The sequence below is a fragment of the Alcaligenes sp. PF14 genome (assembly GCF_037150615.1).
Classification (GTDB): Bacteria; Pseudomonadota; Gammaproteobacteria; order Burkholderiales; family Burkholderiaceae_B; genus Alcaligenes; species Alcaligenes phenolicus.
In genome coordinates, this window is sequence record NZ_JBAGRS010000008.1 from 164,115 (window position 1) to 178,915 (window position 14,801).

15 protein-coding genes are annotated in these 14,801 nt (G+C 56.2%); 13 read left to right on the forward strand and 2 right to left on the reverse strand.

Annotated features, from left to right (window positions below):
- Positions 1-50: 50 nt before the first annotated feature.
- The 4 genes from WFM49_RS17010 (at position 51) to WFM49_RS17025 (ending at position 3,473) form a co-directional block, all read left to right on the forward strand.
- Positions 51-1,040: a Bug family tripartite tricarboxylate transporter substrate binding protein gene (locus WFM49_RS17010; RefSeq protein WP_336974464.1), complete on the forward strand. Its 990-nt coding sequence runs from the start codon at positions 51-53 to the stop codon at positions 1,038-1,040.
- 44 nt (positions 1,041-1,084) lie between these two features.
- On the forward strand, positions 1,085-2,044 hold the full coding sequence (locus WFM49_RS17015) for a succinylglutamate desuccinylase/aspartoacylase domain-containing protein (protein ID WP_336974466.1): 960 nt from the start codon (positions 1,085-1,087) through the stop codon (positions 2,042-2,044).
- A 119-nt stretch (positions 2,045-2,163) separates the two neighbouring features.
- Positions 2,164-3,057: an NRDE family protein gene (locus WFM49_RS17020; RefSeq protein ID WP_336974467.1), complete on the forward strand. Its 894-nt coding sequence runs from the start codon at positions 2,164-2,166 to the stop codon at positions 3,055-3,057.
- Positions 3,054-3,473: a carboxypeptidase-like regulatory domain-containing protein gene (locus tag WFM49_RS17025; RefSeq protein WP_009454198.1), complete on the forward strand. Its 420-nt coding sequence runs from the start codon at positions 3,054-3,056 to the stop codon at positions 3,471-3,473. Before WFM49_RS17020 ends, WFM49_RS17025 begins: the two co-directional genes overlap by 4 nt.
- On the opposite strand, the gene WFM49_RS17030 is transcribed toward WFM49_RS17025, so the two are convergent.
- Entirely contained in the window at positions 3,460-4,074 is a 615-nt protein-coding gene (locus WFM49_RS17030) for a tRNA-uridine aminocarboxypropyltransferase (RefSeq protein WP_254499277.1), read from the reverse strand. The two genes, WFM49_RS17025 and WFM49_RS17030, sit on opposite strands and share 14 nt — an antisense overlap.
- A 114-nt stretch (positions 4,075-4,188) precedes the next feature.
- Here WFM49_RS17030 and imuA point away from each other — a divergent pair, with 114 nt between their 5' ends.
- The 5 genes from imuA to WFM49_RS17055 all read left to right on the forward strand — a co-directional run bounded on the left by imuA (position 4,189) and on the right by WFM49_RS17055 (position 10,303).
- The gene (gene imuA / locus WFM49_RS17035; protein WP_021446612.1) at positions 4,189-4,926 is read left to right on the forward strand and encodes a translesion DNA synthesis-associated protein ImuA; all 738 of its coding nucleotides are present in this window, start codon (positions 4,189-4,191) and stop codon (positions 4,924-4,926) included.
- A complete protein-coding gene (locus tag WFM49_RS17040; RefSeq protein ID WP_060185025.1) occupies positions 4,883-6,166 on the forward strand; it encodes a Y-family DNA polymerase in 1,284 nt (427 codons plus the stop codon). Before imuA ends, WFM49_RS17040 begins: the two co-directional genes overlap by 44 nt.
- Positions 6,163-9,360, forward strand: coding sequence for an error-prone DNA polymerase (locus WFM49_RS17045; protein ID WP_336974473.1), 3,198 nt, complete (start codon positions 6,163-6,165; stop codon positions 9,358-9,360). The genes WFM49_RS17040 and WFM49_RS17045 overlap by 4 nt, the downstream gene beginning before the upstream one ends.
- Before the next feature lie 65 nt (positions 9,361-9,425).
- Positions 9,426-9,887, forward strand: coding sequence for a GatB/YqeY domain-containing protein (locus WFM49_RS17050; protein ID WP_009454206.1), 462 nt, complete (start codon positions 9,426-9,428; stop codon positions 9,885-9,887).
- On the forward strand, positions 9,884-10,303 hold the full coding sequence (locus WFM49_RS17055; protein WP_009454207.1) for a PaaI family thioesterase: 420 nt from the start codon (positions 9,884-9,886) through the stop codon (positions 10,301-10,303). Before WFM49_RS17050 ends, WFM49_RS17055 begins: the two co-directional genes overlap by 4 nt.
- Positions 10,304-10,432: 129 nt before the next feature.
- Here WFM49_RS17055 and WFM49_RS17060 read toward each other — a convergent pair whose 3' ends face one another.
- Positions 10,433-11,533 carry an alkene reductase gene (locus WFM49_RS17060; RefSeq protein ID WP_009454209.1) on the reverse strand — a complete coding sequence of 367 codons (1,101 nt, stop codon included), beginning with the start codon at positions 11,531-11,533 and terminating at the stop codon, positions 10,433-10,435.
- A gap of 156 nt (positions 11,534-11,689) precedes the next feature.
- Between WFM49_RS17060 and WFM49_RS17065 the strand changes: the two genes are divergently transcribed.
- The 4 genes from WFM49_RS17065 to WFM49_RS17080 all read left to right on the forward strand — a co-directional run bounded on the left by WFM49_RS17065 (position 11,690) and on the right by WFM49_RS17080 (position 14,735).
- Positions 11,690-12,343 (forward strand): potassium channel family protein, encoded by a 654-nt coding sequence (locus tag WFM49_RS17065; protein ID WP_009454211.1) that lies wholly within the window; start codon positions 11,690-11,692, stop codon positions 12,341-12,343.
- 3 nt (positions 12,344-12,346) lie between these two features.
- Complete coding sequence (locus WFM49_RS17070) at positions 12,347-13,714, forward strand: TrkH family potassium uptake protein (RefSeq protein ID WP_009454213.1); 1,368 nt, start codon at positions 12,347-12,349, stop codon at positions 13,712-13,714.
- A gap of 132 nt (positions 13,715-13,846) precedes the next feature.
- Positions 13,847-14,047 carry a hypothetical protein gene (locus tag WFM49_RS17075; protein ID WP_223254031.1) on the forward strand — a complete coding sequence of 67 codons (201 nt, stop codon included), beginning with the start codon at positions 13,847-13,849 and terminating at the stop codon, positions 14,045-14,047.
- A 13-nt stretch (positions 14,048-14,060) separates the two neighbouring features.
- A complete protein-coding gene (locus WFM49_RS17080) occupies positions 14,061-14,735 on the forward strand; it encodes a hypothetical protein (protein ID WP_009454217.1) in 675 nt (224 codons plus the stop codon).
- Positions 14,736-14,801 lie beyond the last annotated feature (66 nt).

Genomic DNA, 14,801 nt, shown 5'->3' on the forward strand with positions numbered 1-14,801 from the left:
CGCACACCGGCCGCTGCTTGGAAACCTATCCATTGAACGGGGAGCACATCATGTCTTTTTCTTTTCCCAAGCGCAGCTTGGTCCTTGGCATTCTGGGCGCCTGTAGCCTCTTGCAAGCCTCAATCAGCCACGCCGACACCTACCCCTCACGCAGCCTGACTCTGGTCGTGGGTTATCCCGCCGGAGGCAGCGTGGATCTGACTGCCCGCCTGTTAGCTGAAGAGCTGAGCAGCCGTTTGGGCCAAAGCGTCGTCGTGGAAAACGCAGGCGGTGCCGGTGGCACCATTGGTGCTCAACGCGTACAACGTGCAGCCGCCGACGGCTATACCCTGCTGCTGGGTTCTACCAACGAGATGATCATCGCCGGCATGATCAACAAAGCCGTGCGCTACGACGGGCAAAAAGACTTCACGCCTATTGGCATGATTGCCTCCCAGCCCTTGTTGCTGGCAGCCTCCAAAGGGTCCGGTATTCGCTCCGCGGCAGACTATGCGCAAAAGCTGCGGGCGGCCAAACCGGAAGCCTTCAGCTTTGGTTCCTCCGGCGTAGGTACTACCTTGCACCTAGCCGGTGAAATGGTGAACGCCTCGACCGGTACCACCGCCATGCACGTGCCCTACCGTGGCGTCCCACCCCTGGTTTCGGATTTGATGAGTGGTCAACTGGATACGGCTTACCTTGTGCTGTCCTCGGGCCTGTCGCAAGCTCGCGCAGGCGCCATCGTGCCTTTGGGCATTACCGAAACCCATGCCTCTCCTGCTGCCCCGGAGATCCCGCCGCTGGCCGATACACCCGGCTTTGAAAAGGTCGACATCAACGTCTGGTTTGGTTTGTATGGCCCCAAGGATTTGCCTGAATCCGTCACCAGCACCTTGCGTCAGGCTCTGGACAGCAGCCTGCAATCGGCCAACTTGCAAGAGAAAATGCAATCCAATGGAGCCACGCTTTACGCACCCGGCATGAACGCGGCAGAGTTCCAGGCCAAAGAGGTCGACAAATATGCTCGTCTGGTCGAACTGGCCAAGCTGCAAGCCGAATAAAACACATGCGCCCCGGCTAGCTGCTGGGGCGCTGGAGTCTTTCCATGCAATTTTCTCTTTCCTTGCCTGACATTCAAGAAGAGCGTCAGGGCAATACCGGTGTCCCTGGACTCTGGTGCCTGGACTCGGGCGAAGCGGGCCGTACCGTAATGATCAGCGCCCTGATTCATGGTAACGAACTTTGTGGGGCCTGGGCCTTGAAAGCCGTGTTGGCCAGTGGCCTGAAGCCCCGTCGTGGCAAGCTGATTCTGGCCTTTTGCAATCTGGACGCCTTTGATCGCTTTGATCCTGAGCAGCACGATGCCAGCCGCTACGTGGACGAAGACATGAACCGCGTCTGGAGCGATCAGAAGCTGGCTCAAACACAGACACAAGAACAGCGTCGCGCACGAGCCATTTTGCCTTGGCTGGAACAAGCCGACTGGTTGCTGGATCTGCACTCCATGCATGAACCCAGCGCCCCCTTGTTATTGACTGGCACCTTGGCACGCAATATCGAGCTGGCTCGTACTCTGGGCGCTCCCGAGCATGTGATTGTGGATAGCGGCCATCAAGACGGCGTACGCATGCGCGATTACGGTCGATTCTCGGACCCTGAAGCACATGAAGCGCGCTCCTTATTATTGGAATGCGGCTTTCATGGCGATCCTGATACACCGGCAATCGCACTGGACCTGATTGCCCGTTTTCTGCTCGCCTCCGAGATTGTGGAAAAAGAGGATTTGCCCTCGGACTGGCGTCGAGCGTCTCCCGATACGCAACGCGTTCTGCAAGTCACCCATGCGATTGTCGCCCCTTCCATGCAAGTCAGTTTCGATCAGAACTGGCAAGGCCTGGAAACCTTGGCCGATGCCGGCACAGCGATTGGACAAGCTGATGGCCAAGCCTGGCTGACGCCCTACGATAACTGCACCTTGGTCATGCCTTCGCTGCGCCAGCTACGTCCGGGTGTCACCGTCGTGCGTCTGGCACAAAACTACGACGCCCTTTCAGAGATCGCTTAAATCTGACGTTCAAGCCCTGAATGCCAAGCCTAAAGAGGCATTCTCAATACCGAGAAAAAAAGCGGAACTTGGCGGTACTTTGGCTACCAAAGCCTGCATAGCCATCCTACAATCGGCACATGTGCATCGCTTATATCGCCGTCGGAGTTAATGCAGATTGGCCGCTGATTATTGCCGCCAATCGCGACGAATATCATGCTCGCCCCAGCCAAGCGGCCCAACCTTGGCGGGACGAGCCCGATATTCTGGCGGGTCGGGATCTGCAAGCCGGAGGTACCTGGCTGGGCCTGACACAAAGCCGTGGACGGCTAGCCTTGCTGACCAATTACCGCGAAGCCCCCAGTAACAAACACAGCAAGCAACGCTCACGCGGCGAGCTGATCCCACAGTTTCTAAGAGACAAGCGCAGTCCCGCCGACTATCTGGAACAACTCGCCCAGGAAGGAGCCGATTACGCAGGCTTCAATCTTTTTGTGCTGGAATGGCCGGACAAGCAACAGCCTTTACGCATGGGCTATTACAGCAACCGTCATCCCAGTGGCAGCCCGCACATGCTGGGACCAGGCGTACATGTTCTGAGCAATGCCTGGCTTAATACACCTTGGCCCAAAAGCCTGTTCCTGAAAGAAACCCTGCAGGCACAACATTTTGATGGCTCGCCACCAGCGGTAGAAGGCTTGTTTCAGGGTTTACGCAATCAGGAAGTCGCAGCCGATGCCGACTTGCCCCAAACCGGCTTGAGTCTTGAGCACGAACGCTTGTTAAGCAGCCCGTTTATTGTCAGCCCCAATTACGGCACCCGCTGCACCACCGTCATCACTATTAATCAGCGCGGACATGGAATGCTGCGTGAACGCAGTTTCAATCCGCAGGCAGAACCGACCCGTCAGCATGACTGGCCGTTGTTGTGGCCCAGCTTTCATCCTGACAGCCAGCCCCACCCCTCTCATAACAGCAACAGGGCCCCTGAGGGCCCGCTTAGCCACCTTACTTCAAGCAAGGAAACCTCATGAGTCCTCGTCTTTCATTGATCGGCATTGCCATGTCGCTGGCCTTATTGAGCAGCCCCATCGTGCACGCCCAGGAACTGCCCCCCAGCCAGTATTACGGTTCAACCGAATACATCAGCGGCGGCATAGGTAGTGATGAAGCCCAACTGTTTCGCATGGTGCGCAACACCTTTCCCTTGTCCGTGAACTTTTCAGCCAACCAGGGTGAGCGCGTCGGCTATATTTCCGATGTGCAGCTGGTTATCCGTAACAGCAACGACCAAACCGTGCTGAACAGCCTGATCGACGGCCCCTACTGCCTGATCCGTCTTGGCCCCGGCAATTACAAGGTATTTGCCACTTACCAGGGCCAAACCCAGGAGCGCCAGGCCACTATTGTTGAAGGCCAGCCCCGCGAACTGAACTTCACCTGGAAGTAGGATAGTTACGCTGATACGTATCCAGGCCCATAGCCTGGATTTGTTCTTCAATCAACTGCTCGAAGGGCCGGAGCAAAGGGCTGAAATCCCGCTCCGGCTCCATAATCTGCATCAGCCGGACAATTGCTTCCAGGGTCGACACAGCCTGCGGGTCGGGCGCTTTACGCAGTCTGTAGCGCGACGCCTGTCCTTCAGGCAATACCCAATACGGCAGGGCTTGCAAAACCGGATTGCTGTGCAAGATCAGGCGTGCCTTGCGCCAGGTGCCATCTGGCACCACGATCAGATCCGGCTTCTCCCCTGGGCCTGTTGAGCCCGCCACCTTGGCTTCTGGTCCCGGAAACAGCAAAACAGGACGATGCGCCTGTGCCAGCCGGGCCTCCAGCTCAGCAAACTGCTCTCCCACCCATAGCTCTGCCCCCTTCAAACCCAAATACGCCAAGCGCGCAGTATTAAGCGCATGCCGGGCTTCGGAATGGTGCTGCAAAATCAGCACAGGACACGCTGCTTCTATCGAAGGGATCAAGGGACACAAGCAACGAGCCAAGGGCCGCTGACACTGTGCACAGCGGCCTGGTCGGGTAGAAGGGGAAGAATTCATGCGAGAGCGCCAAACAGAAGGCCACAGTATATAAAAGTTCTGCTTTGAAACAGATGCCTGGTTTGCTGGCAAACAGATTTACTGTATATTTATACAGCAATCAGGAGCATACCTATGGCAAGCGCACTTCGTTCCCTTTTAGATCTTCACCCTTCCCTTTGGACAGGCAAGCATTATGCACATGCCGCAGGCACTTGCCTGCCCAGCGGGTTTGCCGCCCTGGATGACGAACTGCCAGGAGGCGGCTGGCCTGTGGGCAGTCTGATCGAACTGCATGCACAGCAAGACAGCAGTGCCTTGTCCTTGTTGTTGCCAGCCTTGAACACGCTGCAGGCAGAGCGCTTGCGTGTTTTAGTCGCCCCGCCCTATCAACCCATGCAACAACTGTGGCGTGGTACTCCTGTTACGAACAAGCAAAACAGCTCATCAGAAAACGCCTTGCCCGCCCGCATGCTCTGGATACGCAGCCAGCACCTGAACGATACTTTGTGGGCCAGTGCCCAGGCCTTGCGTCACGGCCACTGTGCGGCTGTGCTGAGCTGGCTGCCTGCCCATGTGCCTTTAGCGGCCTTGCGTCAACTACAGCTATTAGCCAGCCATAGCGACAGCCTGTTTTTTTGTTTACGTCCGGCGCACAGTCAGACCAACAGCCCCGCCCTTTTGCGTCTTGAACTTCAGACTCGCCAAGACCAGCAGGGGCAGCCCTGGCTGGATGTTCATATCCGCAAACGACGGGGGCCTCCGTGCAAGGACAGCATTGCGTTGGCCCCTCACCACACCCTGATGCCGCCAGCGGCCATTCCGTCTCATGTACCTGTGCCTGCGACTGCCCCAGAGCCTGCTTACGCCTGAGGCCAGCCCAAAACAGCAGAACGGTATTCAAGCCGTTCTGCTGCGCTACAGCCCCCAGCTGGCACAGGTTCAAGCCGATTTATGGGTACTGAATATCAGTGCCAGCATCCGGCTGTTTGGTGGTTTGCGTCGTCTGTACCAACAGGTCCGGGCTGACTTGCAAGCCCTTATTCCCGAGCCCTGCCTGGCCCTGGCACCCACTGCCCGTGCGGCCTGCTTGCTGGCTTTGTCCGGACGCAAGCAGCGTCGTTGTGCACGACGTTTGCAGGCCTGTCTGAACCCGCTTCCCATCCACTTATTGGCTCCGCCTGCCGACCAGCTGCAATGGTTGCATAGTCTGGGCTGCCATACCCTGGGCCAGTTGCACCAACTCCCCCGCGATGGTCTATCCCAGCGCGGGCTGCGTGCCCTGCTGTTGCAGTTGGACCAAGCCTACGGCACACAAAGCTGGGCGCTGGAATGGGTGCATGCCGCCCCGCAATTTACAGACAAGCTGGAGATGGATACGCCATCCAATAACAAACCCACCGTCTTGCGGGCCGTAAATCGCCTATTGATCAAGCTGGAGGCCTGGTTGAATCAGTACCAGTTGGCTTGTGGACGTCTGGAACTAGTACTACGCACGGAAAGATACAAGGACTACCCCACGACCACCCGCCTGGAGTTGCAAATGGCCCGGTCCTGCTGGCGTAGCCAGGACTTTTTGCCCGTATGGCAAGAACAGTTCCAGCAACTGCAATTACAGGCGGCCGTACAGAGCATGGTGCTGCAGGCACAGCAACTACACCCGCGCCAAACTCATGCCAGCAGCCTGTTTCCCGATGCGCGTCATTGGCAAGAGCAGGATCAACAACTGTTGGAGCGCTTGCAGGCCAGGCTGGGGGCTGAACAGATTTTGACACCTGCCGCCCAAGCCAGCTATTTGCCTGAACAGGCGAATCAATGGCTCCCCTTGTCCCGCAGCCAGCCCCCCGATGCGGACCGTCCGGCTTTGCAACGTCCATGCTGGATGCTGGACCCGGCTCAGCCTTTACAACACGATCAGCAATCCCCGCTTCTGGATCAGCAGCGCTTGCGCTTGGTCCAGGGTCCAGAACGGGTACAGACAGGCTGGTGGAGCGGCACCGGGCATCAGCAGCGAGACTACTTTATTGCCCTGTGTCCGCAGGGACGCTTGTATTGGGTTTATCGGGACTTGAGCCAGGAGCATGCCTGGTATCTGCACGGAGTCTTTGGATGAAACCCCATATAGACCTGCTGTATTCCGAACTGGACTGCCTGTCCAATTACAGCTTCTTGAATGGCGCGTCCCACCCCGAGGAGCTGATCAGCCGCGCTGCCGAATTGGGCTACAAGGCGCTGGCCTTATGCGATTACGCCTCCATGGCCGGTGTGGTGCGCGCTTATGCGCAGGCCAAGTTGCATCCGGAAATTCGTCTGTTGGTTGGAAGTCGGTTCCGCTTTACGGGGGTTTGGGACAATCAGCGTCCACAAGTCGCCAAGGCTGAGACAAGAACCTGCAACGGCACTCAGACCCATGAGCTGCTGATTCTGCCGCGCAACAAGGAAGGCTACGGCAATCTCTGTCAATTCATCTCGCACCTGCACCAATCACTGGACTTGAAGCAGGAAGCCTCGATTGACTGGTCTTTTTTGCAACAAGCCCGCCAAGGTTCCCAACAACAGGTTCTGCCAGACTGTCTTGTCATCTACAAGCCGGCCTATGGCTTGGATAGCGAGCACATCCGTCTTCAAACACAGCATTTGCTGGACCTGTTTGCAGGCCGACTGTTTTTAGGCATCAGTCTGCATAGGCGCGATCAGGACATGCAGCATTTGCGCGCCGTCAGGCTGGCAGCGCAGGCATGTGGATTACGCTGTGCCGCGTTAGGCGGCGTCCATATGCACGTGCGCTCTCGCCAGCCTTTGCACGATACTTTGGCAGCCATACGCCTGAAAACACCTGTGCAAGAATGCGGCTGGTCCCTGGCCAGCAATGCAGAACATCACTTACGCAGTCGTTTCCAACTGGCCAATCTTTACCCGGCCGAACTGCGTGAGACCACCGATCACATCCAGGAGCTATGCCAGTTTTGTTTAAGTGAAATCAAGTACGAGTACCCGGTCGAGATTGTCCCGCCCGGTCTCAGTGGCATTGAGTATCTGCGACAGGAAACCGAGCGTGGCGCGCAAAAGCGCTACCCCAAAGGGATTAGCGACAGCTTGCGCACGCGCCTGGAAGAGGAACTCAGCCTGATTGCAGACCTTCAATACGAGTCCTACTTTCTGACTTTGCATGACATCGTCAGTTACGCGCGCAGTCAGGGGATTTTGTGCCAGGGCCGAGGCTCTGCCGCCAACTCGGCCGTGTGCTACTGCCTGGGCATTACTGAAGTTGATCCTGCCAGCAGCCATACCTTGTTTGCGCGCTTCATCAGCCGCGCACGGGCTGAACCGCCCGATATTGATGTGGACTTCGAGCACCAGCGTCGCGAAGAGGTTATTCAATACATTTACCGCAAATATGGCCGGCAACGAGCAGCATTAACTGCGGTGATCACCACCTATAGACGCCGCAGCGCCTTGCGGGACACCGGCAAGGCGCTAAGCATTCCTTCCGCCTTGATCGAGGCCTTGATTCAATGCGACCGTGCCTGGCTTAAAGACAGCCACATTCAGGATGAAGTCCTGGCACGCTTTCCCGAATGCCCGCCAGAGCAAGCGCATCAATGGTTGTCCTTGACCCGCCAGTTGATGGGCTTTCCACGTCACCTGTCCCAGCACCCTGGCGGTTTTGTAATTTCACAAACACCCTTGCACAGGCTGGTGCCGATTCAGAACGCCGCCATGCCAGGGCGCAGCGTTGTGCAATGGGACAAGGATGATCTGGATGTGCTGGGTTTGCTGAAAGTCGATATTCTGGCCTTAGGTATGTTGAGCGCCTTGCGTCGCTGCCTGGACAGTATCAGCCAGCAAAAAGGCAAACCATTCCGCTTGCAGGACATCCCTTTGCAAAGCGCCAAAACCTTTCGGATGATACGGCGCGCTGACACCATAGGCGTGTTCCAGATCGAGTCCCGCGCCCAGATGAGCATGTTGCCGCGCCTGCGTCCCCAATGCTTTTACGACTTGGTGGTGCAAGTGGCCATTGTGCGCCCCGGCCCCATTCAAGGGGGCATGGTGCATCCTTATCTGGAACGCCGTCGCGACCACAGCAAAGTCGACTACCCCGCTCCCGAAATCCGCCATGTGCTGGAACGCACCCTGGGCGTGCCTATTTTTCAGGAGCAGGCCATGGAACTGGCCATGGAGGCGGCGGGTTTCTCGGCTGACAAAGCGGACGCCTTGCGGCGGGCCATGGCGGCCTGGCGTCGTCGTGGTGGTTTGGGCTCTTTTGAACAGGAGTTGCTGGATGGTATGGCTGCCAAAAAATATTCTCCAGAATTTGCCAAGCGCCTGTTCGATCAGATCAGCGGTTTTGGGGAATACGGTTTTCCGGAAAGTCACTCGGCCAGCTTCGCCAAACTGGCCTGGTTCAGCGCCTATCTGAAAGCACGTTACCCGGAGCACTTTCTGGCGGCCTTGCTGAACTCTCAACCCATGGGTTTTTACGGCCCCAGCCAATTGGTCCAGGATGCACGCCGTCACGGCGTTCAGGTCTTGCCTGTTGATGTGCAATACAGCCTGTATGACAGCCACGTGTGTTCCGAGCTTGGCGGCCCGCCTCAGGTACGTCTGGGCCTGCACATGGTCAAAGGCTTGAGCGAACAAGGCGCACAAGCCATCGTAAGTTACCGGCAAAGCCACCCGGAACGTACGCTGAATCTGGCCTGCTTGCGCCAGGAGCTGGCTCTGTCAGCCCACGATCAGCAAGCGCTGGCCCAGGCCCATGCTTTACGCAGTGCTTATAGCCAACGCCGCCACAGTGTTTGGGACGCCCGACGCCCCAGTCAGGCAGGATTGCTTAGTCATGCTGAAACGCCGGAGCACACCCCGAATTTGCCACGAGCCAGTGTGGGGCTGGAAGTGTTAAGTGATTATCAGGCCGTGGGCTTGAGCCTGAATCGTCACCCCCTGTCCTTGCTACGCACACAGTTGTCCCCCTTGCGATTCTCCACCGCAGAACAACTCAACCAAGCTTGCCCGGATAGGCGGCTGGCACGAGCCTGCGGGCTGGTGACCACCCGCCAACGCCCCGGCACCGCCAAAGGCACCGTATTTGTAACGCTGGAAGATGAAACCGGCAGTGTCAATGTCATCGTGCGTGAAGAGTTGGCGCAGGCGCAATCTCAGGCCTTGCTTCAATCTCGCCTGCTGGGTGTCTATGGTGTCTGGCAACGGGATGGAAGCGTTTGCCATTTAATTGCCCGCCGTCTGGTATCCATGAATCACCTGATTGGTGATCTGGTCGCACGCAGCCGGGATTTTCAATAATCGGATTTTTCCCTACCCCCGCCCTGCGTTAAACTAGGGCTTTGCCCGTTCAACCAGGAACCACCATGAGTCAAACACTCAAAACCCGTTTAGCTGAAGATATCAAAACGGCGATGCGCGCTCGCGATAGCGGACGCCTGGAGACCTTGCGTTTTCTGCAAGCCGCGATCAAACAACGCGAAGTGGACGAACGTACCGAGCTGGGCGATGCTGAAGTAAGCAGCATCATTGAAAAACAAGTCAAGCAACGCCGCGAATCCATCCAGGCTTTTGAATCTGCTGGCCGTACCGAAAGCGCCGAGAAAGAAAAATCCGAATTGCTGATTCTGCAGGAATACCTGCCACAGCAAGCCGATAGCGCCGAAATTGATGCGACCATTGCCGATGCGATTACCCAGGCTCAGGCTGACGGCGCTCAAGGCCCCGCATTGATGGGCAAGGTCATGGGTCTGGTGAAAGCCAAACTGGCTGGCCGTGCCGATATGTCCCAGGTTTCCGCTCAAGTGAAGCAAAAGCTGAACCCATGAAGCATTTGCAGGCCGAACTGGCGCAGCCCAAACAGGACTTTTTCGGCACACATATCCCCCTGATGCAGCACCTGGGCCTGCAAACCGTGAGCAGCACCGAGCAGGAAGTGATTACTTTTCTGCCCTGGCAAGCCTGTAATGCCAACTCCCGTGCCGATGTGCACGGGGGCACCTTGATGGCGATTCTGGATTTCACCCTTAGCGCCGCCGCACGGGCACAACGTCCTGGCTCAGGGATGGCCACCATAGACATGAACTCGCAGTTTCTACTGCCTGCTCGTGGCGATGTCTGGTTCAAGGCCCAATGCCTGTATCTGGAAGGCGATACCGCTTACTGCGAAGGTGGCGGGTATGACGAGAAGGAACGCTTGCTGGTTAAAGCGGCAGCCACTTTTCGAGTGGTGCGCGGTAGCTGAACACCAGGTGCAATACACCTTGGAAAGTGGCACGCTGCCCCAAACTGCTACCGATCTACAATAAAGCCCATTAAAAAAGCCCGTATCAAACGGGCTTTTTTATTTCCACCTACTTAATCACAGGCAAGCTTAATGCGCCTGCAAATCCTCACCCACAGGCTGATCCCATTCCGGGTTGGATTTCAAAAATGGATAATCCGTATAGCCTTTAGGCCCCTGGGTGTAAAACGAATCCCGATCCCAGCCATTCAAGGGCGCACGCAACTGCAAACGCAAGGGCAAGTCCGGATTGGACAAAAAAGCCTTACCGAACGACACGGCGTCTGCCATGCCTTTGGATAAAGTGGTCTGTGCTGTCGGCAAATCGAAATGTTCGTTAGCGATAATCGCGCCACCAAACTGGCATTTGATCATGGGCAACAAGCTGTCCGAAGCCGGGCTTTCGCGCAGGAACAAAAAGGCAATATCACGGCGATCCAGTTCGCAAGCCACGTAAGAGAACAAACGGGCCGGATCGGAATCCTTCATGCCATGCAAGCCACCACGGGGGGACAAATGCACACCGACTCGGCCAGCGCCCCAAATGGCGACACAGGCGTCCACAATCTCCAACAGGAAACGAGCCCGGTTTTCAATCGAGCCACCGTAAGCATCCGTGCGGGTATTAGAGCCATCATGCAGGAACTGGTCGATCAGGTAGCCATTGGCACCGTGTATCTCCACCCCATCAAAGCCGGCGCTCAGCGCGTTTTGAGCGGCAACGGCAAAGTCGTCCACAATATCGGCAATTTCTTCACTGCGCAGGGCACGCGGCACCACAAAAGGACGTTCCGGGCTTAAATGACTGACCATGCCCTCACAGGCAATTGCGCTGGGCGCAACCGGCATTTGGCCATTCAGAAATTCCGGATCAGACACACGCCCCACATGCCACAATTGCAAGACAATACGGCCACCCTTGGCATGGACGGCTTCGGTAATCGTGCGCCACGCATCTACCTGTGCACTACTCCAGATGCCCGGCGTGTGGGCATAGCCCACACCTTGCGGCGATACCGAAGTGGCTTCGGCTACAATCAGCCCCGCGCTGGCCCGCTGGCAATAGTACATACGCATCAAATCATTGGGCATACGGCCCTCCGAGGCGCGTGCGCGTGTCATGGGCGCCATGATGATGCGGTTCATGAGTTCAATATCACCCAGTTTGATTGGATCAAACAAACTAACCATTGTTTTACACTGTCCACTATTGATGTTTCCGCCAGGGCTTGAACGACACGCGCCCAAGGGAATACCCGATAAGGGTTTTTACCAGATATGTCTTTATACCATCAACGCTTAATTTGGCTTGAAATTGTTTCAAGCATCAAACGGATCAAATAAGCTATGGCACAGTTCGCCGTCATAGGATTAGGCCGCTTCGGTTCGGCCTGCGCCCTGGAACTCATGAAAATGGGCCACTCCGTACTGGGAGTGGATACCAATCCGAAACTGGTCAACAAATATGCGGACCAATTAAACCGTGCCGTCATTGCCGATGTCACTGACCGCCAGGCTCTGGAAGAGCTGGGGCTGGACAATTATGACGTAGTTCTGGTTGCGATTGGAGCTGATATTGAATCCTGCCTCGTTTGCGTGGTTCACCTGAAAAGTTTTGGTGTCCCGACAATCTGGGCCAAAGCCATTTCCCATACCCAGCATTTGATTCTGGCCAAGATTGGTGTGAACCGGATTATTCACCCCGAAGAAGAAATGGGCATACGAGTCGCCCAAATGCTCAGCTACCCCATGGTCAACGATTACATTTCCCTGGGTAACGGCGATTATGTTGTGGAAGTCACCGCCAGCGACAATATGAACGGCCAGACCATCAAGGACATATTGCGCGAGCAAATGGCCGACGTGCAGGTCCTGCTGGTCAAACGTCGTGGCCAAACCACCATCCAGCCCGATGCTGATTTTGCCCTGCATGCCAAGGATCTGCTGATCCTGCTTGGACAACTGCAAGCACTTCGTACCGCCGCCCCCAAATTGGTCTGATGTATGCGCAATTGGCTGCCTAATAGTCTGACTCGCCGTCTTGAGGTCAATCCTCATACCCGCACCCTGAGCGCCAGCCCGCCACTGGTGCTGGCGCTGGGTTTTATGGCCCTGATTATTCTGGGCGCGATTTTGCTGAGCCTGCCACAAGCAGCTACGCCCCGGCTGGGGATTTTTCAGGCGCTGTTCATGGCTACCTCGGCCGTCACTGTCACGGGCCTGGCGGTCATTGATCCGGCAACAGACTTGACGCACTTTGGGCAAATTGTGCTGGCGCTGCTCGTGCAAATTGGCGGTATGGGCTTTGTGACCTTTGCCGTGATTGCGGCCATCACCATGCACAAACGCATCAGTGTCAGCCAGCAGGCACTGGCACTGGAGGCTTTTAATCAAACCAGCGTGTCCCGCATCCGCAGTACAGCCTTTCAAGTGTTCAAGATTGCTGCCCTGATTGAGCTGATCGCCGCCGCCATTCTGTTTCTGCGATGGACCATTGATTTACCGTGGACCACAGCCCTTTATCGCGCCTTGTTCCATGCGGTCACGGCTTTCAATAATGCGGGCTTCTCGCTATTTCATGACTCCTTGATCCCCATTTCCGGGGATTTCGTGTCAGTCATGACTTTATCCGGCCTGATTATTTTGGGCGGGATTGGCTTTACCGTACTGGCCGACGTAGGCCAGAAAAAACGCTGGCAAACACTTTTGCCGTACACAAAGCTGATCCTGATCGGAACACTCATCCTGAACCTGATTGGTTTTTTCAGTCTCTGGGCGCTGGAATTCACGAATCCAAATACGTTGGGCATGCTGGGCCTGGGCGATCAGGCGCTGGCCGCCTGGATGCAGAATGCGGCCACCCGTACCGCGGGTTTTACCACCATGGACATTGCCAGCCTGCGCGACAGCACTCAGTTGACCCTGATTGTGCTGATGCTGATTGGTGGCGGCTCGCTCAGTACGGCCAGCGGTATCAAAATCGGCACCTTGATTGTCTTGCTGGCGGCGGTACGCTCCTACATCCGTCAACGCGAAGAAGTGGTCTTGATGGAACGCAGCGTGGCTCCAGAAACCGTACAGAAAGCCCTGGCCCTTTTCCTGATTACCGGCGCACTGTACTTCATCAGCGTCTTGCTGCTGACCTTGTTTGAGGACATGCCCATTACCAGCCTGCTGTTTGAAGCCGCGTCGGCCTTGAGTACCACCGGCATGAGTCACGGCATTACCCACAAGCTGTCCACGCCTAGCCAGATCCTGATCATGGTGCTGATGTTTGCAGGCCGACTCGGGCCTCTAACCTTGATTTACTCGCTGGCCACACGCAAACGCAGCCGTATTCGCTACCCGGAAGGCAACTTCCAAGTGGGCTAGACCTGTCGCTAAACCACAGATATACAAGAAGTTTTAAGAAAAACGACTATTGTCACCGAATTTTGGTATGGTTAATGGATGTAAACATCGAACAACTACTGATCAGGATGCAGGCTTATGGATCACAGGAAGATGGCTACTTTAACCAAGCGCGCTGGCACCGGGCTTAGCGCGCTTTGCCGGGAACTGACCAGCCGTGGGATTAGCTACCACCCGCTGGTCGAAATGTATCAAAGTCAAATGGCCGTTATTGGTTTGCTCAGTGACGAAGTTGTCGCCCTGCGCAAAGAGCTGGACGATCTAAAAAAAGTAGTTAAGAAAAACGGCTCATGAGCCGTTTATTTTTTTGCCTGCGATTAAGGCCCCCATTCCCCTGCCTACACCTCTTGAAGTGGCCCTGTTCACATCCATGACTGTCACCCTGCCCCGTTTTTGGCTGTGCGCCGCTTTAGCCTTGTGTTCTGCCACTGCCTACAGTCAAAACGATCGGGTTCTATCTACACAAAAGCAGCCAGGCTCCCTTCCCGGCATTGCGCCTATCCCGCCTGCGGCCCCCGTTCTGAACTACGGGACGACCTTGTTCACGCCCGACTATCAGGGTGTGCGCCTGCATACTTACCTGGATGAATGGCAGCGTCAGACTCAGCTGGACTCCGGGGAACTGGCGACTCCGGCGCGTCAGGACAATCTGTTTATCGTCTTGCACTACCGCTACACCAACACCAGCCCACGCCCACTGAGCCCGCAGATCCATCGGCCACGCCTGTTTCTGGTTGACCCTTCAGGCCAGAAAGTAGCGCCCAATCAGCGAGCGACACAGGACTATCGCTACGCTCATGATCTGGACACGGTTGGCCCTGACAAAATCAACCCCTTGGTGAGCGTTTCGGATGTCGCAGTCTTTGAGATCAGCCCAGCCTTGTTTGATGCCACTCGCTGGCACTTTATGATCCAGGAAGGCCAGGCTATCCGCATTCCTTTGACGGTTGTCCCTGAAAAACCGTCTAAAAACGCTGAATAAACATAATAGACGCCCCCTCCATACCAATAAATCATTAAACTCTGCGCTCAGACAGACCCGTCTTAT

Excerpts from the sequence above, each read along its gene's own strand:
- WFM49_RS17010 (WP_336974464.1), top strand. The coding sequence starts at position 51 with ATGTCTTTTTCTTTTCCCAAGCGCAGCTTGGTCCTTGGCATTCTGGGC.
- WFM49_RS17015 (WP_336974466.1), top strand. The coding sequence starts at position 1,085 with ATGCAATTTTCTCTTTCCTTGCCTGACATTCAAGAAGAGCGTCAGGGC.
- WFM49_RS17020 (WP_336974467.1), top strand. The coding sequence starts at position 2,164 with ATGTGCATCGCTTATATCGCCGTCGGAGTTAATGCAGATTGGCCGCTG.
- WFM49_RS17025 (WP_009454198.1), top strand. The coding sequence starts at position 3,054 with ATGAGTCCTCGTCTTTCATTGATCGGCATTGCCATGTCGCTGGCCTTA.
- WFM49_RS17030 (WP_254499277.1), bottom strand. The coding sequence starts at position 4,074 with ATGAATTCTTCCCCTTCTACCCGACCAGGCCGCTGTGCACAGTGTCAG.
- imuA (WP_021446612.1), top strand. The coding sequence starts at position 4,189 with ATGGCAAGCGCACTTCGTTCCCTTTTAGATCTTCACCCTTCCCTTTGG.
- WFM49_RS17040 (WP_060185025.1), top strand. The coding sequence starts at position 4,883 with ATGTACCTGTGCCTGCGACTGCCCCAGAGCCTGCTTACGCCTGAGGCC.
- WFM49_RS17045 (WP_336974473.1), top strand. The coding sequence starts at position 6,163 with ATGAAACCCCATATAGACCTGCTGTATTCCGAACTGGACTGCCTGTCC.
- WFM49_RS17050 (WP_009454206.1), top strand. The coding sequence starts at position 9,426 with ATGAGTCAAACACTCAAAACCCGTTTAGCTGAAGATATCAAAACGGCG.
- WFM49_RS17055 (WP_009454207.1), top strand. The coding sequence starts at position 9,884 with ATGAAGCATTTGCAGGCCGAACTGGCGCAGCCCAAACAGGACTTTTTC.
- WFM49_RS17060 (WP_009454209.1), bottom strand. The coding sequence starts at position 11,533 with ATGGTTAGTTTGTTTGATCCAATCAAACTGGGTGATATTGAACTCATG.
- WFM49_RS17065 (WP_009454211.1), top strand. The coding sequence starts at position 11,690 with ATGGCACAGTTCGCCGTCATAGGATTAGGCCGCTTCGGTTCGGCCTGC.
- WFM49_RS17070 (WP_009454213.1), top strand. The coding sequence starts at position 12,347 with ATGCGCAATTGGCTGCCTAATAGTCTGACTCGCCGTCTTGAGGTCAAT.
- WFM49_RS17075 (WP_223254031.1), top strand. The coding sequence starts at position 13,847 with ATGGCTACTTTAACCAAGCGCGCTGGCACCGGGCTTAGCGCGCTTTGC.